General features: G+C 65.5%; 16 protein-coding genes and 2 pseudogenes. 13 read left to right on the forward strand and 5 right to left on the reverse strand.

Features of this window, described 5'->3' with window-relative positions; all coding sequences use genetic code 11:
* Positions 1–35 precede the first annotated feature (35 nt).
* The 6 genes from rfbC to QNO18_RS08390 all read left to right on the forward strand — a co-directional run bounded on the left by rfbC (position 36) and on the right by QNO18_RS08390 (position 4,964).
* Entirely contained in the window at positions 36–605 is a 570-nt protein-coding gene (rfbC, locus tag QNO18_RS08365; protein WP_283177294.1) for a dTDP-4-dehydrorhamnose 3,5-epimerase, read from the forward strand.
* Positions 602–1,651 (forward strand): dTDP-glucose 4,6-dehydratase, encoded by a 1,050-nt coding sequence (rfbB, locus tag QNO18_RS08370; protein WP_283177295.1) that lies wholly within the window; start codon positions 602–604, stop codon positions 1,649–1,651. Before rfbC ends, rfbB begins: the two co-directional genes overlap by 4 nt.
* Positions 1,648–2,502 carry a dTDP-4-dehydrorhamnose reductase gene (gene rfbD, locus QNO18_RS08375; RefSeq protein WP_283177296.1) on the forward strand — a complete coding sequence of 285 codons (855 nt, stop codon included), beginning with the start codon at positions 1,648–1,650 and terminating at the stop codon, positions 2,500–2,502. The genes rfbB and rfbD overlap by 4 nt, the downstream gene beginning before the upstream one ends.
* Complete coding sequence (rfbA, locus tag QNO18_RS08380) at positions 2,499–3,383, forward strand: glucose-1-phosphate thymidylyltransferase RfbA (RefSeq protein WP_283177297.1); 885 nt, start codon at positions 2,499–2,501, stop codon at positions 3,381–3,383. The genes rfbD and rfbA overlap by 4 nt, the downstream gene beginning before the upstream one ends.
* Positions 3,384–3,609: 226 nt before the next feature.
* Complete coding sequence (locus tag QNO18_RS08385) at positions 3,610–3,798, forward strand: hypothetical protein (protein ID WP_283177298.1); 189 nt, start codon at positions 3,610–3,612, stop codon at positions 3,796–3,798.
* 539 nt (positions 3,799–4,337) lie between these two features.
* A complete protein-coding gene (locus QNO18_RS08390) occupies positions 4,338–4,964 on the forward strand; it encodes a sugar transferase (RefSeq protein WP_283177299.1) in 627 nt (208 codons plus the stop codon).
* A 397-nt stretch (positions 4,965–5,361) separates the two neighbouring features.
* On the opposite strand, the gene QNO18_RS08395 is transcribed toward QNO18_RS08390, so the two are convergent.
* Both QNO18_RS08395 and QNO18_RS08400 read right to left on the reverse strand, forming a co-directional pair.
* A complete protein-coding gene (locus QNO18_RS08395; protein ID WP_283177300.1) occupies positions 5,362–6,618 on the reverse strand; it encodes a Wzz/FepE/Etk N-terminal domain-containing protein in 1,257 nt (418 codons plus the stop codon).
* A gap of 12 nt (positions 6,619–6,630) precedes the next feature.
* Complete coding sequence (locus QNO18_RS08400) at positions 6,631–7,554, reverse strand: CpsD/CapB family tyrosine-protein kinase (protein ID WP_283177301.1); 924 nt, start codon at positions 7,552–7,554, stop codon at positions 6,631–6,633.
* A gap of 413 nt (positions 7,555–7,967) precedes the next feature.
* Between QNO18_RS08400 and QNO18_RS08405 the strand changes: the two genes are divergently transcribed.
* Entirely contained in the window at positions 7,968–8,993 is a 1,026-nt protein-coding gene (locus QNO18_RS08405) for a glycosyltransferase family A protein (protein ID WP_283177302.1), read from the forward strand.
* Between the two features lie 69 nt (positions 8,994–9,062).
* Here the strand turns inward: QNO18_RS08405 and QNO18_RS08410 are convergent.
* A pseudogene (locus QNO18_RS08410) lies at positions 9,063–9,800 on the reverse strand (WecB/TagA/CpsF family glycosyltransferase); the annotation flags it as partial.
* A 158-nt stretch (positions 9,801–9,958) separates the two neighbouring features.
* Between QNO18_RS08410 and QNO18_RS08415 the strand changes: the two are divergent.
* The 6 genes from QNO18_RS08415 (at position 9,959) to QNO18_RS08440 (ending at position 24,555) form a co-directional block, all read left to right on the forward strand.
* Complete coding sequence (locus tag QNO18_RS08415; RefSeq protein WP_283177303.1) at positions 9,959–11,356, forward strand: hypothetical protein; 1,398 nt, start codon at positions 9,959–9,961, stop codon at positions 11,354–11,356.
* A 266-nt stretch (positions 11,357–11,622) separates the two neighbouring features.
* Entirely contained in the window at positions 11,623–18,144 is a 6,522-nt protein-coding gene (locus QNO18_RS08420) for a type I polyketide synthase (RefSeq protein WP_283177304.1), read from the forward strand.
* Positions 18,145–18,147: 3 nt separating this feature from the next.
* Positions 18,148–19,170, forward strand: coding sequence for a glycosyltransferase family 2 protein (locus tag QNO18_RS08425; protein WP_283177305.1), 1,023 nt, complete (start codon positions 18,148–18,150; stop codon positions 19,168–19,170).
* Between the two features lie 3 nt (positions 19,171–19,173).
* Positions 19,174–20,367 (forward strand): formyltransferase family protein, encoded by a 1,194-nt coding sequence (locus QNO18_RS08430; protein ID WP_283177306.1) that lies wholly within the window; start codon positions 19,174–19,176, stop codon positions 20,365–20,367.
* Positions 20,367–23,900 carry a MupA/Atu3671 family FMN-dependent luciferase-like monooxygenase gene (locus QNO18_RS08435; RefSeq protein WP_283177307.1) on the forward strand — a complete coding sequence of 1,178 codons (3,534 nt, stop codon included), beginning with the start codon at positions 20,367–20,369 and terminating at the stop codon, positions 23,898–23,900. The genes QNO18_RS08430 and QNO18_RS08435 overlap by 1 nt, the downstream gene beginning before the upstream one ends.
* A 130-nt stretch (positions 23,901–24,030) precedes the next feature.
* Positions 24,031–24,555, forward strand: a complete 525-nt coding sequence (locus QNO18_RS08440) for a 4'-phosphopantetheinyl transferase superfamily protein (protein ID WP_283177308.1) — start codon at positions 24,031–24,033, stop codon at positions 24,553–24,555.
* 6 nt (positions 24,556–24,561) lie between these two features.
* Here QNO18_RS08440 and QNO18_RS08445 read toward each other — a convergent pair whose 3' ends face one another.
* Positions 24,562–24,780 (reverse strand): formate dehydrogenase subunit delta, encoded by a 219-nt coding sequence (locus tag QNO18_RS08445; protein ID WP_092901393.1) that lies wholly within the window; start codon positions 24,778–24,780, stop codon positions 24,562–24,564.
* Between the two features lie 4 nt (positions 24,781–24,784).
* Positions 24,785–25,602 (reverse strand): annotated as a pseudogene (locus tag QNO18_RS25650) (formate dehydrogenase accessory sulfurtransferase FdhD).
* Between the last annotated feature and the right edge of the window lie 9 nt (positions 25,603–25,611).

Below are 25,611 nucleotides of genomic sequence, written 5' to 3' on the forward strand. Positions count from 1 at the left end.
CGACCCGATTGCGACCCCTGAGGAAGACCAGCCAGATGCAGACCGAAGCCACCGCCCTTCCCGAAGTCCTCCTGCTGACGCCACGCCGTTTTGGCGATGCGCGGGGCTGGTTCACCGAGACGTTCAATGCGCTTCGGATGAAAGAGGCCGGGATCGAAATTGACTGGGTGCAGGACAACCATTCCTTTTCCGCCGCCAAAGGCACTTTGCGCGGCCTGCATTACCAGTCCGCCCCGCATGCCCAGGACAAGCTGGTGCGCTGCACCCGCGGCGCGATCCTTGATGTGGCGGTGGATTTCCGCGAGGGCTCGCCCCGTTTCGGCAAATGGGTGGCAGAGGAGCTTTCGGCGGAAAACGGGCGCCAGCTCCTGATCCCGCAGGGCTTTTTGCATGGCTTTGTCACCCTGACCCCGGATGTCGAGGTGCAATATAAATGTTCCGACTTCTACGCGCCCGACTGTGATGGCGCCGTCCGCTGGGATGACCCGGAGATCGGGATTGACTGGGGCCTGGACGGCACTCAGCCGGTTTTGTCAGACAAAGACCAGGCCGCGCCGCTGTTGAAAGATGCGGGCCGCCCCTTCCGCTTTGAGGTGAAAGCATGAAGCTTCTCGTGACCGGAGGCGCGGGGTTCATCGGATCCGCCGTGGTGCGGCTTGCGGTCTCGCGCGGGCACAGCGTCGTGAATGTCGATGCGCTGACCTATGCGGCCTGCCTGGAAAATGTCGCGGCAGTCGGCAACACCCCGCTTTATGCCTTTGAACAGGCCGATATAAGGGACCGGGCGGCGCTTGACCGGATTTTCGACGCGCATCAGCCCGATGCGGTGATGCATCTGGCGGCGGAAAGCCATGTTGACCGCTCGATCGACGGGCCGGGGGATTTCGTCGAAACGAATATCACCGGCACCTATAATATGCTCGAGGCCGCGCGGGCCTCGTGGACGCGCGCCGGCAAGCCTGCGTCTTTCCGGTTTCACCATATTTCGACCGATGAGGTCTTCGGCTCGCTGCCGCGCGATCCTGCGGTGAAATTCACCGAAGAGACCGCCTATGATCCGCGGTCGCCCTATTCGGCATCGAAAGCGGCCTCGGATCATCTGGTGCGCGCCTGGGCCGAGACTTATGGCCTGCCGGTGGTGCTGACCAATTGCTCGAACAATTACGGCCCGTTCCATTTCCCGGAAAAGCTGATCCCGGTGATCATCCTGAACGCTTTGGCCGGCAAACCGTTGCCAATCTATGGTGATGGCTCGAATATCCGCGACTGGCTTTATGTCGAGGATCACGCCGACGCGCTGCTGCTGGTTGTCGAAAAGGGCCAGCTGAACCGCAGCTATAATATCGGCGGCGAGAATGAGCGCACCAATCTGGAACTGGTGCAGACGCTTTGCGCCATCCTGGACCGCAAACGCCCGAAAGGGGCGGGGTCTTACAGCGATCAGATCACTTTCGTGACCGACCGCCCCGGCCATGATGCGCGCTATGCGATTGACCCCTCGCGCATCCGTGAAGAACTTGGTTGGCGGCCCTCCGTCACCGTCGAAGAGGGGCTGGAGCGCACGGTCGACTGGTATCTCGCCAATGAGGCCTGGTGGCAGCCGCTGATGGCGCGGCAGGGCGTGGGCGAGCGGCTGGGGGTTAAGGCATGAAGCTGCTCGTTTTCGGAAAAACCGGCCAGGTCGCGACGGAATTGCAGCGCCGTCTGCCGGCGGGGGTTCAGGCGGTGTTCCTGGGCCGCGATCACGCGGATCTTGCGGATACGGCCTCTTGCGCGGCCGCGATTGCCGACGGGCGGACCGAGGCGGTGATCAATGCCGCCGCCTGGACTGCGGTCGACAAGGCCGAAAGCGAGGAGGCGCTGGCGAGCGTGGTCAATGGGGACGCGCCCACCGCAATGGCCGATGCCTGCGCGAAAGCGCAGATCCCCTTTCTGCATATCTCGACCGATTACGTCTTTTCGGGCCAGGGTGACCGTCCCTTCCGCCCCGAAGATCCGGTCGCACCGCTCGGCGCCTATGGTCGTTCAAAGCTGAAAGGTGAGGAGGGCGTGCGCGCCGCCGGCGGACAGCATCTGATCCTGCGCACCTCCTGGGTGTTCTCTTCCCATGGCGCGAATTTCGTGAAGACCATGCTGCGGCTGGGCCGTGAGCGTGACCTGCTGAAGGTCGTGGCCGATCAGCATGGCGGCCCGACCCCGGCTTCGGCAATCGCCGACGCGCTGCTGTTGGCCGTGCAGGCGATGAAGGCGGGTGCCCCGGGCGGCACGCATCACTTCTCTGGCGCGCCAGATGCGAGCTGGGCGGATTTCGCTCGCGAGATCATGACCCGTGCCGGCCTTTCCTGCCGGATCGAGGGTATCCCGACCCGCGATTACCCGACCCCGGCGCAGCGGCCGCTGAATTCGCGGCTGGACTGTTCGGCGCTGGAGGCGGCATTCGGCATCCCGCGCCCCGACTGGCGGAGCGGGCTTGATGAGGTTCTGAAGGAGCTGGCAGCATGACACAGGCCGTGAAACGCAAAGGTATCATTCTGGCGGGCGGTTCGGGCACGCGGCTCTATCCGATCACCATGGGCGTCTCAAAGCAGCTGTTGCCGCTTTATGACAAGCCGATGATCTATTATCCGCTCTCGGTGCTGATGCTGGGCGGCATCCGCGAGATCGCGATCATCACCACGCCGGACGACCAGACGCAGTTCCAGCGGCTGATGGGCGATGGCAGCCAATGGGGCCTGTCGCTCACCTGGATCACCCAGCCCTCGCCCGATGGCCTGGCTCAGGCCTATCTGCTGGCCGAAGATTTCCTTGACGGCGCGCCTTCGGCGATGGTGCTGGGCGATAATATCTTTTTCGGCCACGGCCTGCCGGAAGTGCTGGCCGCGGCGTCTGCGCGCGAGGCCGGCGGTACGGTGTTCGGCTATCACGTCTCTGACCCGGAACGCTACGGCGTGGTTGATTTCGACCGCGACGGCAATGTGCGGGCGATCATCGAAAAACCGGCCAATCCGCCGTCGAATTTCGCGGTGACCGGGCTGTATTTCCTCGACGGACGGGCATCGGAACTTGCGGCGCGGGTGAAGCCATCCGCGCGCGGCGAGCTGGAGATTGCGGATCTGCTGGAGATCTACCGGGCCGAGGGCACGCTACGGGTCGAGCGGATGGGGCGCGGCTATGCCTGGCTTGACACCGGCACCCATGGCAGCCTGCTCGATGCGGGGAATTTCGTGCGCACGCTGACGCTGCGGCAAGGTCTGCAAGTGGGCTCGCCCGATGAAATCGCCTTCCGTGAGGGCTGGATCGACGCGGTGCAACTGGCCGCGCGGGCCAAGCTCTTCGGCAAGAACGATTATGGCCGCTATCTGTCAGAGCTGGCCACCGACTGAGATCCTCCTCCACGTGAATTGCCTGCCGGCTGAGTTGCCCTAAGACTGATATCCCTGGCAGGCGAGCGGGCTGTCCTGTGCTTTCCCTGCGCAACATTAGGTAATTCTAAACCTGTTATACGGCAATCCTTGCAATATCCCCGCTTCTGCGTTGTTCTGAGGGGTAATAGCCGCGGCCCCAGGTCGGGACACGCCGCGTTGCAGGTAGTGTAAGCAGCGGGGACATATGATAGCAGGATATCTCGCGGTCTCGGTTCTAGTTGCTGGCCTTGCGCTCAGCCTTTCTGTCCTGGCGGGCCACCCGCCTCTGGCCTGGCTGCTCTGCTATTCCGGGGCAGGGGCTACCTCTCTTATGACGATGGCTTTTTTCCACACAGGCGACTGGGAAGAGACCTCGGGCGCCGGTGACGCCTGACAAACCGCGCGGCGATACGTCTGTTGCCAGGGGGCAGAGCGGCCAGATCTTGCCGATTGTAATAGAATACGAAACAACATTTCGGGACTTTTCAGGCGCCTCACCGAAAGCCCGCATGCTTTGTGGCGATCAGCGGCTCCGAATCGCGTCTGGGACTTTGTGTCCTTCGCCGGGCGCTTCCGGGCCGGAACGTGGCATTTCCGGCGCGAAGACAGGAGTTGCCCCCCTGTCATTGCCAAAAATCTCTGAATTGCGTCGGAATTGTGGTGATCACATGGCGATCATGCTTTTCGCGCCCCGTCCCCATCGGATAAAATGATCCCCGGGGCATTCTGACCGGGTGCTGTAGATGTGGTTAAAAGTTCTGCCAAATTTTGATGTGGCGACGGTGAATATCGTCACCCGGGGGTCTGTGCTGTGCCTCATTCGACGAATTTGTTGACCGAGCGCTGACAATGTCAATCATTTCAGCAAAAACCGCCGGGGCTGCGGGCACCGCACCATTGTTGCGAAAAACATCTGACAAAGGCGAGCAGGTGTTGAACCTGCCCGGCCGTGGCGGTGTCTATCGCCATGCTTTCAAACGGGTGCTGGATCTGTTCGCCATATTGGCGGCGGTGCCGATTATGGTGCCGGTGGTTCTCGTGCTGGCGATCCTTGTGGCGCGCGATGGCGGCAGCCCCTTCTACAGTCAGATGCGGATCGGCAAAGGCGGGCGTTCGTTCCGGATGTGGAAGCTGCGCTCGATGGTGGTCGATGCGGATCAGCGGCTGGAGGCCTGGCTGGCGGTCAATCCCGCGGCGCGTGCGGAATGGGACAGCACGCAAAAGCTGCGCAATGACCCGCGCGTCACCCGGTTTGGCCATTTCCTGCGTCGCTCGTCGCTGGATGAACTTCCGCAGCTCTGGAATGTCTTCATCGGCAATATGAGCCTGGTCGGCCCAAGGCCGATGATGCTGAACCAGCGCGACCTCTATCCCGGCACGGCCTATTACGCGCTGCGCCCGGGTGTGACCGGCTACTGGCAGACCGCTGGCCGCAACCGCACGACCTTTGAGGCGCGGGCGGAATATGATGCGGTCTATGAGGAACAGCTTTCTCTGATGACTGACCTCGGCATTCTGGCGCGGACGGTGAGCGTGGTGCTGCGCGGCACCGGCTGCTGAAACACATATGTCTTTGGGCGGGGCGTTCACCCTGTTTAAAGAATCGCCTGCTGTCCTTTGCGTGGACAGCAAAGACAGCCGTCACAGATTAAGATCATAGTGCTGTCAATCTCACGGCGCCGGGACAGATCGGTTCTGAATGCCGAAGCTGCAAGTTCGGTGGACCTGCGGGACCAGAGGCGATTCCACGGCCCGGTTCCTGACATTGCCTGCCCGTGCATTGAGCAGGTCAGCCGGAGAGGTGAAGGATGTCCGGGTTCTGTGCCGTGAGGTCCAGATCGCGGCCAGCCGTGTTACCGGCTCACGCTGCACTCAGAAGTATCTGCGACCCAGGCCCCCCGCAACGCCTGGCGCCGATGTGTCCGGCGGAGGGACTGCCTGTCGTTGCAGGTCATCCTCACCCGCTTGCGCTGGCCCGCTTGTGATGGCCGGTAGGGTGGATCTCCGGCAAGGCAATGATCGGGCGCAGACCGAGTTCGCGTTCCATCTGCGTCGACGTGCGGATCACCGGCCTCAGCAGATCCAGCAGGAAGGCAAGGATCAGCCCGCCGAGCAGCCCCGCAATCGCCCCCGCCGCCACGAACATCTTGCGGCGTGGGCCGTCGGGATGCTCGGGCGTGATGGCGCGATCGAGAATGCCGAACCGTTCGCCCTGCTGGCGTTCGGCCAGACGCACCTGAGAATCTGCTTCGGCCAAAGCATCCGAAGCCTGGTCGAAATTGCGCTGGATCTGACCAAGGTCCCGCTCAAGATCCGCAAGACCGCGTTCCGCCACCGCAACACCCGCAAGCCCGGATTCGATGCCGGCGGCACGGGTCTTCAGCGCCGCTTGCTGGCCCGCGATCAGCGTGGTCTGATCATCCAACTCGCGCAGACGCTGCCGGTCGGTCGGGCGCAGCGTCTCGCGCGCCGAGATGCGGCGGCGCTCTTCATCGACCAGCAGCAGATCGCGGTCGAGCCCGCGCAGATCGGTCTCGATGGTGGTCAGCTCTTCGCGCCGCGTCGCCGATACCGGCGGCAGCATTTCGGCATTTGCATTGCGCCAGGAGATGATTTTTGCCTCCTGCGCCTGGATCTCGGTGTTCAGAACCGACAGCCGGTCGGAATGGAAGGTATAGCTTTCGCGCGCCCGTGCGAGCTGGCCCGAGGCCGAGAGATCCACCACGCTTTGCGCCAGATCATTGGCGATGCGCGCCGCATTATCGGCATCGCCGAAGGTCGTGCTGATCACCACTGCTGAGACCTGGGTCGGCTGGCCATAGGCGGGGTCGCCCGAAACCTCGACCGTGTCAAACCGGATCGCCGCACGCAGGGCGGTCACTTTCGCCTCGGTCGACATCGCGGGCAGGTCGCTGAAGAGCCCGTGCCGTTCGATGATCGCGACCAGGTTCTGCCGCGTCGTCAGCCGGTGTTGCAGCGATTGCACCAGCTGCGCCGAGCCGGAGGCCTGAGTGGCCTCGGCCGGCTGTCCTGCGACCGGCACCCGGACCTGGGCGGTCTGGATCTCGATCGAGGCCCAGGCGGTGTAATTATCGGGGCGGCCTTTGGCGTAAAGCGCGGCCAGCACGACCGCGATCAGCGCGCAAAGCGCGATCATCCAGCCGCGCCGCAGCAGAAAGCCCAGAAGATCTTCGATATTGCGCAGATGTCCCATGGTGATCGTCCCTCAGCCGCGCCCGAACCAGCGGCTGATTGCGCCTCCGAACAGGCGGTCGGCAAGGCCCTGGCCCGCCAGAAGCCCGCGATCCTGTGCCCGGTTCAGCACCACCGCGAGCAGCGGCACGCGGCCCTCGAACATCCGTTCGCAGGCGGTGATATCGGCGGCGGTGGTACGGGTGCCATCCACCAGAAGCACCGCATCGACCTGGCCGCTCAGCGCGATCATGTCGTCATATTCCAGCGCCGGCGGCGTATCGAAAAGCTGGATATCTGGCTGCAGCAGATCACTTGCCGATTGCAGCGCGGCGGTGGTCTGCGGATCCTGGAGTGTCTCGGCCGGGCGGGCGACAGGCTCGCTGTTCAGCGCCAGCGCCAGGTTCGGGCCGATGCGGCGGAACTGGCCCTCAAGCGGCTGCTCGCCCTGGAGGAATTCCAGCAGCTGGGGCGACGGGGTTTGTGCAAACAGGCTCGCGAGGCGCGGGTGGCGCAGATCGAGATCCATCAGCACCGTCCGGCACGAAGGCAGCCGGCCCAGCGACAGCGCGAGATTGGCGGCGACATAGCTCTTGCCACAGCCGGCGCGCGGCGAGGTGATGGCGAGCCGGCTCATTCCTTCTTTGGTCATCGCCTGGGCGATGCGGGTGCGTAGCATGTCGAAATAGCGGGTGATCTGGTGGTGTTCCGGTTTCAGGAACAAACCGTTTCTGACCAGCCGGGCGGCATCGACATGGATTTCTCCGATTGATTCCCAGACTTTCGAGGGGTTCGGGCTGGCAAAAACTGCGGGCGAGATAGAGATCTCGCGCCCGGTGCGTTGGTCAAGCGCGATGGGCAGATTGATGCGCGGATGGCCGGGTTTGAACAGGGAGACAGCGGTGCCACGCGCGGCGGCCCCGGCTTTGCGATCCTGGTTATTATCTTCTGCGCCCATCAGGGGAAATCCCATATCCAGGGGGTTTGAACCGAAAGGGCCATGTATGTTGTGGCGGCTCATCTGTAATCCGGTTCCGACAGAAGGGCGGCAGCAGGACTGCGCGCCCGGAATTGATATCCCCTGCCGGATGGCAGGCGCGATGCCGGTCCCAGATGCGGGATCCCCTCCGGGGCCGGTCTGGCCTGAAGGATGCAGCCTGGAGTCCGGGCCCCCGCCCAGAAGAGCATTCCTAACAGATAGAGGGTAAAAATGAAACCCCGGCGCATGGGAAATGGCTGTGATCTCAGCTACTTTACCGACCGCGCGGGTCGCGCCGCCGGCACCCCCGCTGCCCGGGCCGGGGCGGGCAGGGGCGCGGCCGCTGCGCAGGGCTTTGACTTTGAAACCTGGCGGGCTTAGGCGTGATGGCCATGACAGCCGACACGCCTCATATCCCTGCGCCACGGGACCCGTCTGCCCCACCCGGGCCGGTCGTTGATGCCGTGGTGATTGGTCGCAATGAAGGCGGCCGGCTTGCCGCCTGTCTCGCGTCACTTACAGGCCAGGTGCGGCGGCTGGTCTATGTCGACAGCGGCTCGACCGATGGCTCGCAGGCGCTGGCGCGGGGGGCAGGGGCGATTGTGGTCGGGCTTGACCTGTCGCGCCCCTTCACGGCGGCGCGGGCGCGCAATGCCGGTGTGCTTGCGCTGACTGCAGAGGGCGCAGAGCCCGATTACGTCCAGTTCGTCGATGGCGATTGCGAAGTGGTGCCGGGCTGGGTGGCGCGCGGGCTGCAGGGCTTTCGCGACCACCCCGGTGCCGTGGTGATCTGTGGCCGCAGACGCGAGCGGCACCCGGAGGCTTCGGTCTATAACCGGTTCTGTGACCGCGAATGGAACACGCCTGTCGGCGAGGCGCTTGCCTGCGGCGGGGATGCGCTGATGCGGCTGCGGGATTTCCAAGCGGTGCGCGGCTACCGCGAGGATCTGATCGCGGGCGAGGAGCCGGAGCTGTGCCAGCGGCTGCGCCGGGCAGGCGGGCAGATCTGGCGGATCGACGCGGAGATGACGCTGCATGACGCAGCGATGACGCGTGTGTCGCAATGGTGGCGGCGCATGAAACGCGCGGGACATGCTTTCGCCGAAGGTGCGGCCCTGCATGGGCGCGGCCCCGACCGCCATTGGCGGCGCGAGACGGCGCGCGCTTTGGTCTGGGGCGCCTTACTGCCGGTTTTGGTAGTGCTGGCGGGGCTGATCCATCCGGCGTTCTGGCTCGCGGGCCTGATCTGGCCCTTGCAGATGCTGCGCCTCGGGTTTCGCTGGCGTCATGAGGGACGCGCGGGCACTGAGGCCGCGGTTCTGACGGTCCTGGGGAAGTTTCCGGAAGCCCTGGGCGCGCTTGGCTATCTGCGCGACCGGGTGTTGCGTCGCAGGCGGGGCCTGATCGAATACAAATAGATCTTGCGACCGCAGCTGCCAGGCCTTCCTGATCTCACCCGGCAGGATCGCGAAGCAGACGGCATAGCGCGGCAGCAGCCGGCGCGGCGAGGCCACCGCCCGCCAGGCCCATTCCATCGCGATTTTTCGCACCCATTCCGGCGCACGGGTCTGATTGCCCGAGAGGAACTCGACCCCGGCCCCGACCGAGGCAAATCCCATCCGGGGCGCGAGGGTACGGCCAAGGGCGGCGAACCGTTCCTGCTTGGGCGCGCCAAGCGCGATCAGGCACAGGCCAGGCCCAAGCGCGTTAAGGCGGGCGAGGGCGTCGCGGGCCACCGGACCTTCGGGGTCAAACCCCATCGGCGGCGCGATCAGCAGTCCTTTCCGATAGCCGGGGAGGACGCGCGCGAGTTGCTCGCTGGCCCCTTCCAGCGCGGCCTCGGTGGCGCCCAGCATCGAGACGGGCAGACCAGCCTCGGCAGCGAGCCAGCACAGCGGCACCACCAGATCCGACCCCGGCAACAGATCGACGGGCTTTTTCGCGAGCCTGGACAGCCAGACGATCGGATTGCCGTCCGCAACCACCATATCCTGACGCGCATAGGCTTCGAGAAAAGCCGGGTCCCGGCGCAGTTTGACGAGATGATCAACGTTGATTGTCGCCAAAGCAAAGCCTTTGCCCCGACGCATCAGCCTTTCCACATCGTCAAGCAATGCGGTGCGGCTCGCGTGAGTCACCTCGATACAGGTCTTTTGGATGGTGAACTGCAAGGCGATCATCCTGACAGGGCGGGCTGATGTCATTGTAGCGCGCGCCAGCGTCATAGGCGACTGGTTCCGGACGTCAACACTCTGTTTCCAACTCTGGCAGAGTGGGGGTGAGGCAGCGCCCTGTCCCGGCCTCGCCTCGGAGAGCGGTTCGTGCTACGCTATGGCCCTAAATTGCGCCCGGTTAAAGCGCGAGCAGAACGGATCCCGGCCGGATGTCATCTACGATAGCGCTGCTGGCGCTTTTGATCTGGCCCTTTGTGGTCTGGGTTTTCTACAATCGGATGGCGCCGGGCCGGGCGCTGATCTGGTCGGTTCTGACCGGCTATATGTTTTTGCCAGAGCTGGCAAAAATCGACCTTCCGATGCTGCCCGACCCCGACAAACACATGTTGCCGGCGCTGGCGGCGGCGGTGATCTCCTGGCTGATGCTGGGCCGGACCCTGCCGGTTTTCACCGGCAATATGATGGTCAGGGTGCTGGTCGCGGGCTTTCTGATCTCGCCCGTCTTCACCGCGCTTCTGAACACCGACCCGATTTTCCTTGGCCATGGCCGCGAGATCCAGGGCATGCGAATCTATGATTCCATTGCCATCACAGGCACCGAGGCGATGTATCTTCTGCCGCTGTTCCTTGCGCGGCGCGATCTCGCCACGCCCGAGGCGATGCGCGACCTTCTGATGGCACTGACGATTGCGGCGCTGCTTTATACCGGGCCGATTCTGATCGAGACGGTGATGTCGCCGCAGCTGCATATCTGGGTCTATGGCTATTTCCAGCACGACATGTCCCAGGCGGTGCGGTTTGGCGGCTGGCGGCCCTTTGTCTTTATGCCGCACGGGCTTTGGGTGGCGTTTTTCGTGCTCTCCTGCCTGATCGCGGCGGGGATGCTGCTCCGGCTGGGGCCGGCGCCGGCGCGGGTCTGGCAGCTGCCGGTCTTCCTGCTGACCTGCGCGCTTCTGATTCTGTGCAAGAGCTTTGGCCCCATCGCCTATGCGCTGGCCGCCGCGCCGCTGGTCTTTCTTGCGACCCCGCGCCAGATCCTTGGCGTTGTCGGGCTGCTGGCGGTGGTGGTGATCCTGTATCCGCTTTTGCGCGGCGCCCATCTGGTGCCGGTTGACTATATTTCCAGCTTTGCCGGCGATCTGAGCGAGGACCGCGCCCAGAGCTTCGGTTACCGGCTGATGAATGAGGATCTGCTGCTGGCCCGCGCCGCCGAGCGCCCCCTTTTTGGCTGGGGCGGCTATGGGCGCGGTTTCCTCTATGATCCGGCGACCGGCATCGTCGAGACGGTGGCGGATGGCGCATGGATCATCCGGATCGGGGCGTTCGGCTGGGTCGGCTATCTCGTGCAATTCGGGCTTTTGTGCCTGCCCTTATGGCTTCTTGCGCGCGAGGCGCGGCTGAAACCCGGATCGGTCGGCCTGCCGGCAGCGGGGGTGGCGCTGATCCTCGGGCTGAATCTTGTTGATCTTTTGCCCAATGCAACGCTGACGCCGCTGAGCTGGCTGATGGCGGGCGCGATACTTGGTCAGGCCGAGGCTTTGCGTGCCATGCGCGAGGCCTCGCTTGCAGATTTGCGGCGAAACCAGCCCCGCCGCACCCTTATCTGAGCAGGCCCGGCCATCAGACTGCCGCAAAAGCCGGCCGGGGCTGTGCTAAATGTGGCATGAATGCGGCGTTAAAGAGGCGGTATTGTGGCATTGTTGCCTCGCGGGATAAGAACTGGTCACAGCCGCGAGCAGGGTATGAGTTTGCCTTAAATTGAGCTAGATTAACGCGGATAATCAACAGGCTGGCAGGGGGCTGTCTGTCAGGGAGGGAGCGCTTCTGTTCCAGCCCGGATCCCCTGAGCCACTGAACCGAAGTGATGGATGATATGACGCGCAGACCCTCAGGTGTGGCCGCGACCGACATAGCGATTGTCGGCATGGCCGCGCATTTGCCGGGTGCCGGTGATATCTCCACCTTCTGGGCCAATCTGCGCGCAGGCGTGGAATCGATCCAGGTGCTGTCGCGCGACGAGCTGCTGGCCGCGGGCGAGAGCGCGTCAAAGATGGCGCGGCCGAATTACGTGCCAGCCGCCGCCGTACTCGATGGGTTCGAGACCTTTGACGCAGACTTCTTCGGCTTTTCCCCGAAAGAGGCCGCGATCCTTGATCCGCAGCACCGCCAGTTCCTCGAAGTGGCCTGGGAGGCGCTGGAAAATGCCGGCCATCCTCCCGAGAATTTCCCCGGCGCCATCGGGGTCTGGGCCGGCTGCGGTATGGGGTCGTATTTCTATTTCAACCTCTGCTCGAACCCTGATCTGGTCGAAGAGACCGGCATGTTCCTTCTGCGTCATACCGGCAATGACAAGGATTTCCTCGCCACCCGCGCGAGCCATATCCTTGATCTCAAAGGCCCTTCGGTGAATGTGCAGACCGCCTGTTCAACCTCGCTGGTGGCGATCCACTACGCGTCTCAGGCGCTTTTGAACGGCGAATGCGATATGGCGCTGGCGGGGGGCGTCACCATCGAATTGCCCCATGCGCGGGGCTATCTGTTCCAGGAGGGCGAGATCCTGTCGCCGGACGGGCACTGCCACGCCTTTGACCACCGCGCGCAGGGCACGGTGTTCGGGTCGGGCGCGGGCTGTGTGGTCTTGCGCCGCGCGGTCGATGCGATCCGCGATGGCGATCATATCTGGGCCATCCTCAAGGGCACCGCGATCAACAATGACGGCGCGGCCAAAGCGGGCTATCTTGCGCCGTCCGTCGATGGGCAATCGGCCTGTATTGCCGAGGCCCAGGCGCTGGCGGGCGTCACTGCCGATAGCGTGACCTATATCGAATGCCATGGCACCGGGACCTATCTCGGCGACCCGATCGAGGTCGCGGCACTGACCGGGGCCTTCCGCGAGACCACAGATGCGGTCGGCCATTGCCGCATCGGCTCGGTGAAAACCAATATCGGCCATCTCGACACTGCCGCCGGGGTGGCGAGCCTGATCAAGGTCGCGCTCTCGCTGCATCACCGCGAATTGCCGCCGAGCCTTGGCTATGAGGCGCCGAACCCCTCGATTGATTTCGAGACATCACCTTTCCGCGTCAATGACCGGCTGACCCCCTGGGACGCGCCGGTCTTGCGCGCGGGCGTCAACAGCCTGGGCGTCGGCGGCACCAATGCCCATGCCGTGCTGGAAGAGGCGCCTTTGCGGGCGGTGTCAGAAGACAGCGACTGGCCGTTCCAGCCTCTGGTGATCTCGGCACGCTCAAAGGCCGCGCTTGAGGGCCAGGCGACCCGGCTTGCCGCGCATCTGCGCGCGCATCCCGACCAGAAGCTGGCAGATGTGGCTTTCACGCTGAAAGAGGGCCGCCGCGCCTTTGAGAAACGCCGGGTTATAGTCGCGGAAAGCCACACAGAGGCGGCGGGGCTGCTGGAAGGCGCCAATCCGCGCCTTGTCTTCAACCATGATCATCTGGGCGAGGACCCCGAGGTCATCTTCATGTTCCCCGGCGGCGGCGCGCAATTTGCCGGCATGGCGCGCGATCTTTACGAGACCGAGCCGGTTTTCAAAGACTGGATGGATCGCGGCCTTGCGGTGCTGGAGCCGCAGCTGGATTACGATATCCGCGCGCTCTGGCTGCCCGCGAAGGGCGCGGAACAGGCGGCGGATCAGGCGCTGAAAAGGCCCTCGGTGCAGCTGCCGCTGATCATGATCACCGAATATGCGCTGGCGAGGCTTTATGAAAGCTGGGGCGTCACCCCCGCCGCGCTGATCGGTCATTCGATGGGCGAGAATACGGCGGCCGCTTTGGCCGGTGTGATGTCATTCGAGGATTGCATCGGGCTGGTCCTGTTGCGCGGGCGGCTGTTTGACACGGTGGCGCCGGGGGGGATGCTCTCGGTGCCGCTGCCAGAGGGTGACCTGGCGCGCTACTGGGCCGATGATCTTGATATGGCTTCGGTCAATGCGCCGGGGCTTTGTGTGGTCTCGGGCCCGGATGCGGCACTGGATGCGCTGGCTGCACGGCTGGCCACAGATGAGGTCGAGACGCAGCGGATTGCGATCAATATCGCCGCGCACAGCCGGATGCTCGCACCGATCCTGCCCGCCTTTGGCGATTACCTGCGCAGCATTCGCCTCTCTGCGCCGCAGATCCCGATCATCTCGAACCGCTCGGGCAAGGTGCTGACGGATGCCGAGGCGACGGACCCGGATTATTGGGTCGCACATCTGAGAAATACGGTGAATTTCCAGGCCGGGCTGGCGGACCTGACCGCGGTGCCGGGCCGGGTCTATATGGAAATGGGGCCGGGCCGTGCGCTTTCCTCGCTTGCGGGCGCCAATGGGGTCGGACCGGGCCAGGTCGTACCGGCCTTGCGGCACCCCGAACAGAAGATCGCCGATGATGCCTGGCTGGTCGGATCCATCGCGCGGCTCTGGGCCTGCGGCGTCGCGGTCGACTGGGGCCAGATCTGGGGCGGACGTCTGCGCCAGCGCGTGCCGCTGCCCTCCTATGCCTTTCAGCGCAAACCGTTTTTTATCGCACCGGGCGAGGCGGCGCCGGTGGCGGCAGAGCTGCCCGCGCGGGTGGATGACCTGAGCGGCTGGGGCTGGAAGCGGCATTGGACCCCTTCGCCTGCAGGCTTTGACATTGATGATCTGGGCGCGGCGGCGCCGGCAAGCTGGCTGGTCTTTGCCGATGAGGCCGGGCTTTGCCTGGCTGCGGCAGACCGGTTGCGCGCGGCGGGGCATCGGGTGATCCTGGTGCATCCGGGCGACAGTTTCCGCGCCCTCGGCGAGGATCGCTACAGCCTTGCGCCCGAGCGCGGGCTGGAAGGGTATGAAGCCCTGATCCGTGAACTGGCGGGGCGGGGCATCGCGCCCGCGCAAGTGCTGCATGGCTGGCTGTTCACGAAAGATGAAAGCTTCCGCCCGGGGTCAAGTTTCGCGCAAAGGCTGATCGAACAGGGGTTCTGGTCGGCTTTGTTCCTGTTGCAGGCCATGGGGGGTGAAAACCTTGCCCAGGGGGTGAAGTTCACTTTCCTGACGAATGGCGCGGTGGCAGCGAAAGGCTCTGTGCTGCGCTGGCCGGAAAAGGCGCTGTTGCGCGGGCCGGTGCTGGTGGCGGGCAAGGAATTGCCAGGAGTTGCGCTGGCGCAGCTGGATCTGGAGCTGCCGGTCTTGCGGCGCGGCGAAAGCCTGCCCGATGCGCTGATTGATGCGGTGATCGAAGAGGCGCTTGCGCCAGAGGGTGGTGTGGCGGTCTTGCGTGGCGCGCGGCGTTACACCGAGGCGCTGCGCCCGGCGCCCTTGCCCGAGGCGGGGTTCGAACTGCCACATGGCGCGCATGTGCTGATCACCGGCGGGTTCGGCGGGATCGGGCTGACGCTGGCAGAAGACCTGATCCGGAACCGCGCAGCGAAGGTCACGCTGGTTGCGCGGTCGCGCCTGCCGGAAGGGCCTGCGCGCACGGCCTGGCTGCGGGCCCATGCGCCCGAAGATGCGGTATCGCGGCGGATTATGGCGGTGGAGCGGCTGGAGGCACTGGCGCGTGAAAGCGGCGGCGGGATCGCGCTGGCCCGGGCCGATGTGGCCAATCTCTTCGAGATGCAGGCGGTGGTTGAGGCCGCAGGCGCCCGCACGGGACCGGTAGATGCGGTGATCCATGCGGCGGGGATGGTGGCGGACGGTCCGATCCTTGGCAAGGATCCGGGCAGTGTCGAAGAGGTGTTCGCGCCGAAGCTGCATGGGACCGGGGTGATCGACCGGCTGTTCCCGGACGGGACGCTGAAGCTTCTGGTGCTGTTTTCCTCGACTTCGACGGTGACGGGCCCGGCGGGGCAGGTCGATTATGTCGCGGTGAATGAATATCTGAACGCCTTTGCCGAGGCGCGGGCCGGGGGGGCGACGCGGGTGGTCGCGCTGGACTGGGGGATCTGGCGGGGCGTCGGCATGGCGGCCGAGAGCCTCGCGGACCGGATGGGGCGCGAGGCGGCGCCGTCGGTGCCGGTGCGCCAGCCGATGCTGACGGCGGCCGGGTTTGACGTTTCGGGCAACCGGATGTTTACCGGTGATCTGTCCTGTCAGCAGTGGATCTTTGAGGGTCACCGCACCCGCGAGGGCCAGGCCTTGCTGCCGGGGACCGGCTATCTGGAACTGGCGGCCGAGGCCTGGGCCTTGCAGGAGGGGATCGTCGGGGCGCAGGGGACTGGCGCCGGGTTCGGGATCCGCGATCTGACCTTCTTTGCGGCGCTGGATCTCGCGGAAAGCGAGACGCGACCCTTGCGGGTGCGGCTGAGCCGCAGTGAGGAAGGCTATGATTTCGAGGTGCAGACGCTGATGCGGGCGGGAGGCCGGGATGGCTGGGCCACCCATGCCACGGCGCGGCTGCTCGCGCTGACCGGAGAACAGGCCGCTATCCCGCCGGGGATCGACCCCGGCGGGATAGCGGCGCGGCTTCGCGCGCCCGAGATGGGCCAGCGGCAGGAAGGGGAGGCAGAAGGCTGGCTTCCCAGCCCGCAGGAGGCACATCTGGTGTTTGGCCCGCGCTGGCGGGTGTTGCGTTCGCGCGCTTATGGTGCGGGGGTAGGGCTGGCGCGGCTGTCGCTGCCGGAGGCCTTCCGGCGGGAGGTGTTGGGCGGCAATCCGGTTGGAGGTGAGCCGGTGGGGGGCGAGCCGGTTGGGGGCTGGCTTTTACATCCGGCACTCATGGATCTGGCCACCGGCTGGGCGATGGATCTGATCGCGGGGTATCAGCCGGACCGGCTCTGGGTGCCGCTGTCTTACGGATCGGTGCGGGTCTTTGCGCCGCTGAGCGCAGATCTCGTCAGCCATATCCGCAATGCGGGCGAGAACCGCGCTGACCGGCCGACCGCCGTGTTTGACATCACGCTTGCCACACCGGAGGGCCGGGTGCTGGTCGAGATCACCGGCTTTACCATCCGCCGGCTGGATGCGGCCTTGTCCTTTCCGGCCCCTGATCCGCGCCTGCTGGAGGCGCCCGAGGGCGGCCCCGCTCGGGCGCTGTCACCGGCGGAAGAGCGGCTGATGATGGCGTTCCGCCAGGGGATCCGCCCGGAAGAGGGGGCCCGGGTCTTTGGCCGCGCGCTGAATGCGGGGCTGTCACAGATCCTTGTGTCTTCGCTGGATCTGCCGGCGCTGGTGCGCCAGACCTCTGCGGTCATTGAGGCGCGTAAATCGGGGCAGAGCTTTGAGCGCCCTGATCTCGACACGGATTACATCGCGCCGCGGGATGATATCGAGCGCAGCCTGACCGGCTTCTGGCAGGATCTGCTCGGGGTTTCGCAGGTGGGGGTCGAGGATAATTTCTTCGACCTCGGCGGGCACAGCCTGATCGCGGTCCGGCTTTTCGCGATGGTGAAAAAGACCTGGGCGGTCGATTTCCCGATCTCGGTGCTTTTTGAGGCGCCGACAGTGGCGGCCTGCGCGGGCCTGATCCGCGAAGCGGCGGGGATCACCGGTGAGAGCCTGGTTGCGAGCGGGGGCGCAGGTGCGGGGCCGGTGCCGGCGGCGAAGGCCGTGAAACAGCCGCGCCGCTTCACCCATCTGGTGCCGATGACGCCCGATGCGGGGAAGTCCGGCGCATCGCAAGGGGCGAAGACGCCCTTCTTCCTCGTCTCGGGCATGTTCGGCAATGTGCTGAACCTGCGCCATCTTGCACAGCTGGAAGGACGGGACCGGCCGTTTTTCGGCCTCCAGGCGCGCGGGCTTTACGGCGAGGATCAGCCGCATGATGATTTCACCGAAGCCGCGCGCGATTACATCGCCGAGATCCGTCAGGTGCAGCCGTCGGGGCCCTACCTGCTGGGCGGTTTCTCGGGTGGCGGGCTGATCGCCTGGGAAATGGCGCGCCAGCTGGAGGCTGAGGGGGAAGAGGTGGCGCAGCTGGTGCTCCTGGATACGCCTTTGCCGATGCGCCCCGGCCTCAGCCGCCGCGACAAGGCGCTGATCAAGCTCGCAGAATTGCGGCGCAAGGGGCCGGGCTATCTGGCGGAATGGGCGAAGAACCGGCTCGACTGGGAGCGGCGCAAACGTGCAGGCGCCCCGGTCGGGGAAGAGGGCTTCCATAACAGCGCCATCGAGGCGGCGTTCCGCGCCGCGCTGCCGCGCTATCAGATGAGCCCGCGCAACGGCGCGACGGTGCTGTTCCGGCCAGAGCTGGATCGGCACTGGCAGGTCTCGGGCGGGAAATGGGTCTCGGCGGCGAAGGAATATGTGTTCGAAGACAATGACCTGACCCGTTTCGCCCCGAAGCTGCGGGTGATCGAAGTGCCCGGAGATCATGATTCGATGGTGCTGGAGCCGAATGTGCGTGTGCTGGCGGCGGCGCTGAAAGCGCTGCTGGCCGGGACCGAAACGCGCGAAGACCCACTTGCGACGGCGGCGGAATAGGCGATGGCAACGGTTCTCACCATCATTCTCAACTGGCGCTCGCCGGAGATGACGCTGCGCTCGGTCGAGGCGGCGCTGGTCGCGATGCGGGGCATCCCGGGCGCGATCACCATTGTCGATAATGATTCCGGTGACGGATCCTTCGAGATCATGCAGGCGGGGGTTGCGCAGCGCGGCTGGGACCGCGCGGAAACGCCGGTCCGGGTGTTGCAATCGGGGCGCAATGGCGGCTTTGGTGCCGGGAATAATGTTGGTATCCGGGCGGGTCTGCCTGATGGAATTGCGGATGGATTTGCGGGCGGATCACGACCGGATTACGCCTATGTGCTGAATTCGGACGCTTTTCCGGCGCCGGATGCAATCCGGGTGCTGCTGGAGCATCTGGAGCGGACACCTGCAACCGGCTTTGCCGGCAGCTATATTCACGGCGAGGACGGCACCCCGCACCACACTGCCTTTCGCTATCCAACTGCGCTGAATGACTTTGAACGTCATATCCGGCTGGGGCTGGTTTCGCGGGCGATGAAGGACAGCATGGTTGCGATGCCGCTGCCGGATCGGGTGACGCGGGTCGACTGGCTGGCGGGGGCAAGCCTGATGATGCGGATGGATGTGCTGGACCGGATCGGTTTCTTTGATGAGCGGTTTTTCCTGTATTACGAGGAAACCGATCTTTGCCTGCGCGCCGCCCGGGCCGGTTTCCCGACCGATTATGTGCCCGAAAGCCGGGTGGCGCATATCGGCTCGGTCTCGACCGGGATGGGGAAATGGCAGCGGATTCCCGGTTTCTGGCTGGATTCGCGGCTGCATTATTTCGCCAAGAACCATGGGCGCGGCTATGCGGCGGCGGCGACGGTTCTGGCCGCCCTTGGCGGCGTGATCTGGCGGGCGCGGCTTCTGGTGCAGCGCAAGCGTGACCGCATCGATCCGCCACATTACCTCCGCGATTTGATTTTGCATGATATTCGTCGTGGCTTTGGCATGAGCCCGGAGCCCGTGACCGACCATTCCCGGAAAGAGACCTGAGATATGAGCCTGACCGCCATCCTGATCGGCAATGAGACGCTGACGCGCGAATGTGGCGCGCTCTGGCTGGCGCGCGGGCATCGGATCGTCGCGGTGGTCAGTGAGGCGGGGCCGGTCCGGGACTGGGCGCGAGAGGCGGGGCTGATGCTTTGCGATCCGGAAGATTTACCGCAGGCGGACTGGATTCTCTCGGTCGCCAATCTGCGGCTGCTGGGGCCCGAAGTGCTGGGTCGGGGGGCAAAAGGTGCGGTGAATTTCCATGATGGGCCCCTGCCGGAACATGCCGGGCTGAATGCGCCGGTCTGGGCGATCCTCGCGGGTGAGACGCGGCATGGCGTGACCTGGCATCTGATCGAGGGCGGGATTGATCAGGGGCGCATCTTTGCGGAGCGCCGGTTTGACCTCGACGCCGATGAGACGGCACTGACGCTGAACACGCGCTGTTTTGAGGAAGGGCTCGACAGTTTCCCCGAGGTGATGGCAGCGCTGGAAAGTGGCGCGGCGCCGCGCGCGCAAAGTGTGGGGGGCGGCTTGATGCATCGCGGCGCGGATCGGCCGGCGGTGATGGGGCGGATCGATTTCGCGCAGCCTGCGGCCGAAGTGGTGCGTCTGGTCCGTGGCCTTGATCACGGGCGCTACTGGAATCCGCTGACAACGGCGAAAATCGACACCGGGTCTGAGGTTCTGAATGTCGGTGCGGCTGAACTGGCGGCGGGCGATGGCGCGCCGGGCGCGGTGCTTCATGCCGGGCCGGAGGGGCTGGTGGTGGCCTGCGGCGCGGGGGCGGTGCGGCTCGACCGGCTCTGCTGCCAGGTCTCGGGCCGGGCGGTGGCGGCTGAGGCGGTGACGGCGGCTTTCTTGCCTCGGTTGGCTGCGGCTGAGGCGGAGGAGCTGACGGCGGAGCTTGCAGCGCTTGTGCCGCAGGAGGCGCGGCTCCGGGCGGCGCTTCTGGCGCTGCATCCGGTTGCCCTGCCGGTCGGGGTGCCGGCAGCGTTGCGGGCGGAACAAGGCGGCGTGGCTGACTGGCGCCGGATTCCGTTCGGGCGGCGGCACGGGCTGGGGGCGCTTGCGCTGGCCGGCCTCCGCGCGACCGGAACCACCGCCGGCGATTTCGCGAGGGCGGCGAAAGGCCGTGCCGGATATATCGCGGCCTGGGAGCCATTGCGCGCGGGGGCGAGGCAGCCGGTGAGACGGTGATGGCGGCGCTGGCGTCGGTTGAGGCGGCACTGGCGCGCCCGGCGACGGGCTGGCCGCTGGATCTGATGGCGCGGGATGCGGCGCTCATGGGCGTGGCGGTGCCACCGGTCGCACTGTCAGAGGCAGAGCCGGTCGAGGGCGCCGGGCTGGTGCTGACGCCGGATGCGGTGCTCTGGGATGCGGCGCGTCTGGACGAAGCGGCGGCGCAGGCGCTGGCATTGCGGATCGACTGGCTGGCGGGGGAGGTTGCGCGGGCGGTTACAGCCGCCAAAGATCTGCACCTTGCGGATCTGCCGGCGCTGACGCCTGCGGAATATGACCTTGTGATCAGGGACTTCAACCAGACGGTGGTGGAGCATGACCGCGCGGTCATGGTTCACACGGCCTTTGAGGCCCAGGTGGCGCGGACACCCGATGCGCCGGCGCTGGCCTTTGAAGGCGAGGAACTCAGCTATGCCGCGCTGAATGCCCGGGCCAATCGGGCAGCACATGTGCTGCGTGAGATGGGGGTCGGGCCGGGTGTGCTGGTCGGGCTGTCTACCCGGCGCAGCGTCGATCTGGTGGCCGGCGCGCTGGCGATCCTGAAAGCGGGCGGCGCCTATGTGCCGATGGATCCGGCCTATCCGGCCGAGCGCCTGGCTTTGTTCGCGGAAGACAGCGGCGCCCCGGTGATCGTGACGCAATCGGATCTGGCGGCAGGTCTGCCTGCGGGGGTGGAGAAGCTGGTGCTGGACCAGGATCCGCGCCTTGCCCTGGCCCCCGAAACCAATCCGGAAAGCGACGCGCGGCCCGAAGATGTCGCCTATATGATCTATACCTCGGGCTCGACCGGGCGGCCCAAAGGGGTGCAGGTCGAACACAGGAATGTCGCGAATTTCTTCACCGGTATGGATCAGCGGATCGGGCCGGAGCCCGGGGTCTGGCTCGCGGTGACCTCGCTGTCTTTCGACATCTCGGTGCTCGAGCTGTTCTGGACGCTGGCGCGCGGCTTTAAGGTGGTGATTTCCTCGGATGAGAACCGGGTGCTGGTTTCGGGGGCGCGGATCACCTCGGGGAGAGCGATGGATTTCTCGCTGTATTACTGGGGCAATGATGACGGGCCGGGGCCGAAGAAATACCAGCTTTTGCTGGATGGCGCGCGTTTTGCCGATCAGCATGGGTTCTGCGCGGTCTGGACGCCGGAGCGGCATTTCCACGCCTTTGGCGGCCCCTATCCGAACCCGAGCGTGACAGGGGCGGCCGTGGCGGCGGTGACCTCGAATATCGGGGTCAGGGCGGGGTCGGTGGTGGCGCCGCTGCATCATCCCGCGCGGATCGCCGAGGAATGGGCGGTGATCGACAATCTGACCGCAGGGCGCGCAGGCCTGGCCTTTGCGAGCGGCTGGCACCCCGATGATTTCGTGCTGCGCCCGGAAAATGCGCCGCCGCATAACAAGGCGGCGATGTTCCAGGCGATCAGAGATGTGCGGGCGCTGTGGCGCGGCGAAGGGGTGGATTTCCCCAAAGCGGATGGCACGACACTTACGGTCAGGACCCAGCCGCGCCCGGTGTCAAAGGAACTTCCGGTCTGGGTGACGACCGCCGGTAACCCGGAAACCTGGGCTGAGGCGGGCCGCGCCGGGGCCAATGTACTGACCCATCTTCTGGGCCAGTCGATTGCCGAAGTTGCTGAAAAAATTACGCTTTATCATGATGCCCTGCGCGAGGCCGGGCATGATCCGGCCGATTTCACCGTCACGCTGATGCTGCATTCCTATATCGCGGCCACGCGGGAGGAGGCGCGGCGGGTTGCCGAAGCGCCGATGAAATCCTATCTCGCCTCGGCGGCGGCTCTGGTGAAGCAATATGCCTGGGCCTTCCCGGCCTTCAAAAAACCGGCGGGCGCGGCCAATCCGATGGATATTGACCTTGCGGCTTTGTCGGCAGAAGAGAATGACGCGATCCTCGATTTCGCTTTCCAGCGCTATTTCGAGGATTCGGGGCTGTTCGGCACGGTCGAGGATGCGCTGGACCGGGTGGAGGCGCTGAAAGCGATTGGCGTGGGCGAGGTGGCTTGCCTTGTCGATTACGGCATCGCGCCGGAGGTGGTGCTGGAGGGGCTGAAGCCTTTGGCAGAGGTTGTGCGGCTGGCCAATCAGGGCGGGCCTGCGCCGGATGATTTCTCGATCGCGGCGCAGATCCACCGCCATGGGGTTACGCATCTGCAATGCACGCCGTCGATGGCGCGGATGATCCTGATGGATGATGAAAGCCGCCGCGCGCTTGCGAGCGTCAGGACGATGATGGTTGGCGGTGAGGCCTTGCCGGGCGCGCTGGCAGCTGAACTGAAGGCGGCCGGTGTGGGTCGACTTCTGAACATGTATGGCCCGACGGAAACGACGATCTGGTCTTCGGTGGAGGAGGTTCTTGCGCCGGAGCCGGTGGTGACTATCGGGACGCCGCTTGCGAACCAGCAGCTTTATGTGCTGGACGGCGCGCGCAGGCCCGTGCCGCCAGGCGTCGAGGGTGAGCTCTGGATCGGCGGCGAGGGCGTGACCCGGGGCTATTGGCAGCGTCCGGACCTGACGGCGGAGCGCTTTGTCGAAAACCCCTTCCATTCTGGAGCAGGCGGGGCGGCGCGGATGTATCAGACCGGAGACCTCGTCCGGCTGCGCCCGGATGGGCGGGTCGATTATATCGGACGGGCCGACGCCCAGGTGAAGCTGCGCGGCTACCGGATCGAGCTGGGGGAAATCGAGGCGGTGCTTGAGGCGCAGCCGGGGGTGACCCAGGCTGTGGTGATGGTGCGGGAAGATCAGCCGGGCGATCTGCGGCTGGTGGCCTATATCGGCGGCGGCGCGGGTGAGGCGGAATTGCGCGCGGCGCTGGCGCGGGAGCTGCCGGACCATATGAGGCCTGTGCATTATGTTGCGGTGGAGCGCTTCCCGCTGACACCGAACCGAAAAGTGGACCGTAAGGCGCTGCCGGCACCGATCCGCTTCTTGCCCGGGGCCGGGCCAGCAGCGCCGGAGACCCTGGCGCCTGTGGCGACGTCTGCTGTCGCGCCGTCGCAGCCCGGCCTGGCGGGCGTGGGGGATCGCGCCCTTTATCCCGCGACTGGCCCCGCGAACGGCCCCACGAACGGTTCCGGGTATGACCCGGCGATCGGCACTGAGATCGCGAAGATCTGGGCGCGGGTGCTGGGGGTGGCGCGGGTCGGGCCGAAGGACAATTTCTTCGCGCTTGGCGGCCATTCCCTTCTGGCGGTTCAGACTCATCGCGAGATCCGCGAGCGCCTGCCGCAGGTGAAGGTCTCGATCACCGATATCTTCCGCTTCCCGGTGCTCGACGCTTTGGTTGCGCATATCTCGGGCGGTGCACCGGCTGCGGTTGTGCCGGTGCGGGCGCCGGTTTTTGCGCCCTCTGCTGCCCCGGTGACGGCTGTCGCTCCGGTTCAGGTTTCGCCTGCTCCGGTGGCGCTTGCGACCGGGCTAGACGATGCTATGGCGCGGCGCCGGGCGATGCGGCTGGCGCGTCGGGGCATGGATGCCTGATCCTGGGATGTCTGATCCGGGCGAGACCCTGGCAGCGCGGGCGGCAGAATTGTTACCGGCAGGGTGTTTTACCGCCTCCGCCGATCCGCGGCGCACCTGGCCGCTCTGGCCGGGTGAGGAGGGAAGAGGCATGGTTCCCCGGCGCCTGGCCGAGTTTTCCGCCGGGCGCCAGGCGGCGCGCCTTGCGATGGTGGCGGCAGGGCGGCAGCCGGTTGCAGTCCCAAAGGCGCCGGACCGGGCGCCGGTCTGGCCTTTTGGCCTTGCGGGTTCGATCAGCCATTCGGATCTGGCCTGTATCGCGGTGGTCTCGACCGGTCTTGCGGGTCTCGGTCTGGATCTGGAACCCCTGCGCCCCCTTGACCCCGCAGTTGCGGCGCTGGTGACTGGGCCTGAGGACCAGGTCGTTGCAGCAGGTGATCCGGGGTTGCTGGTGTTTTGTGCAAAGGAGGCGGCTTACAAGGCGCAATATCCGCTGACGCGCCGGCTTTTCGGGCCCGAGATGCTGGCGGTGACGATCACGGGCGAGGTGTTCCGGGCGATATTTCTCGGGGCGGTTGCGCCTTTTGAGAGCGGTAAAGAGATCGAAGGGCGCATCACCCTCTGCGCCGGTCACGTGCTGGCGGTGGCCTGGATTGCAACCCTGGCCACCGCCTGAGCAGGGTCAGGCCGGATCGGGGCGGCGGATCTTTTCAGAGGCCTTGATCACCAGCGGGCGCAGGCCCTCGCCCCCGGCATCGATCAGCTGAAAGAACTGGCGGCGCATCCGGGGTTCCCAGAAGTCATTGATATGGCTGGAAAGACCCTCGATGCCTTCGGCCTCGGGTTTGCTCTCCATGAACATGGCGATCTGGTTGGCCATGCGCGTGATTTTCGGGTTGATGCCGTCAGTTTGCATGGGATTGCTCCGTCACGATGCGGTCAGAATGGGTGAAAAGCTCGAACCGCTCCGGGCGGGCGAGCGCGATTACAGTGATGCCGAGATGGTCGGCCAGCGCCACGGCGTCAGCGGTCGGGGCCGAGACCGCGATCAGCATCCCGGCGCCGATGGCCGCGACCTTCTGCACCATATCGGTCGAGACGCGGCTGGTCAGGACGACCGCGCCTTCGGGATGATCGTGGCGGATCAGATAGCCCGCGAGCTTGTCGAGCGCATTATGCCGCCCGACATCTTCGCGCGCGGCGAAAAGCCCGCCCGGCACCCAGTAAGCGGCGCAATGGGCGGCGCGCGTCACGTCATGCAGCGGCTGATGGGCGGGCAGGGCGGCGATGGCCTCTCGCACCTGAGCGGGTGTCATGCGGAAGGGGGAGGGCGGCACGGGGGCAGGTCGCGCAGCGCCTCGTTGATGCTGTCGATACCGCAGAGCCCGCAGCCGACCGGGCCGGCCATGGTGCGGCGGCGTTTGGCCAGCCGCGCCTCGGCCTCCGGCACCAGCCAGGACTGCACGTCAATGCCGCGTTCGCCCTCGACCACGGTGATCTCTTCGACCTCATGCGGGCGGGCTATGCCTTCGGTCAGCGCGAAACCATAAGCGAAATCAACCAGATCCGCAGGGGTCGCCATCATCACCGCCTGGGTGGTGCCATTGAAAGACAAGGCCACCGCAAATTCCTGCGGCAGGGTGCGATTGCCCTGTTCGATTGTTTCCGTGCCATCCCGCGCCCCGAAGAAGAGGCGCGGAACGGGCTTTGCACCCATGGTCATTTCAGCCTC

Source organism: Gemmobacter sp. 24YEA27, from assembly GCF_030052995.1.
Taxonomy (GTDB): domain Bacteria; phylum Pseudomonadota; class Alphaproteobacteria; order Rhodobacterales; family Rhodobacteraceae; genus Pseudogemmobacter.

Bases quoted from the DNA above. Each gene is read 5' to 3' on its own strand.
- rfbC (WP_283177294.1), top strand. From the start codon at position 36: ATGCAGACCGAAGCCACCGCCCTTCCCGAAGTCCTCCTGCTGACGCCA.
- rfbB (WP_283177295.1), top strand. From the start codon at position 602: ATGAAGCTTCTCGTGACCGGAGGCGCGGGGTTCATCGGATCCGCCGTG.
- rfbD (WP_283177296.1), top strand. From the start codon at position 1,648: ATGAAGCTGCTCGTTTTCGGAAAAACCGGCCAGGTCGCGACGGAATTG.
- rfbA (WP_283177297.1), top strand. From the start codon at position 2,499: ATGACACAGGCCGTGAAACGCAAAGGTATCATTCTGGCGGGCGGTTCG.
- QNO18_RS08385 (WP_283177298.1), top strand. From the start codon at position 3,610: ATGATAGCAGGATATCTCGCGGTCTCGGTTCTAGTTGCTGGCCTTGCG.
- QNO18_RS08395 (WP_283177300.1), bottom strand. From the start codon at position 6,618: ATGGGACATCTGCGCAATATCGAAGATCTTCTGGGCTTTCTGCTGCGG.
- QNO18_RS08400 (WP_283177301.1), bottom strand. From the start codon at position 7,554: ATGGGCGCAGAAGATAATAACCAGGATCGCAAAGCCGGGGCCGCCGCG.
- QNO18_RS08405 (WP_283177302.1), top strand. From the start codon at position 7,968: ATGACAGCCGACACGCCTCATATCCCTGCGCCACGGGACCCGTCTGCC.
- QNO18_RS08415 (WP_283177303.1), top strand. From the start codon at position 9,959: ATGTCATCTACGATAGCGCTGCTGGCGCTTTTGATCTGGCCCTTTGTG.
- QNO18_RS08420 (WP_283177304.1), top strand. From the start codon at position 11,623: ATGACGCGCAGACCCTCAGGTGTGGCCGCGACCGACATAGCGATTGTC.
- QNO18_RS08425 (WP_283177305.1), top strand. From the start codon at position 18,148: ATGGCAACGGTTCTCACCATCATTCTCAACTGGCGCTCGCCGGAGATG.
- QNO18_RS08430 (WP_283177306.1), top strand. From the start codon at position 19,174: ATGAGCCTGACCGCCATCCTGATCGGCAATGAGACGCTGACGCGCGAA.
- QNO18_RS08435 (WP_283177307.1), top strand. From the start codon at position 20,367: ATGGCGGCGCTGGCGTCGGTTGAGGCGGCACTGGCGCGCCCGGCGACG.
- QNO18_RS08440 (WP_283177308.1), top strand. From the start codon at position 24,031: ATGGTTCCCCGGCGCCTGGCCGAGTTTTCCGCCGGGCGCCAGGCGGCG.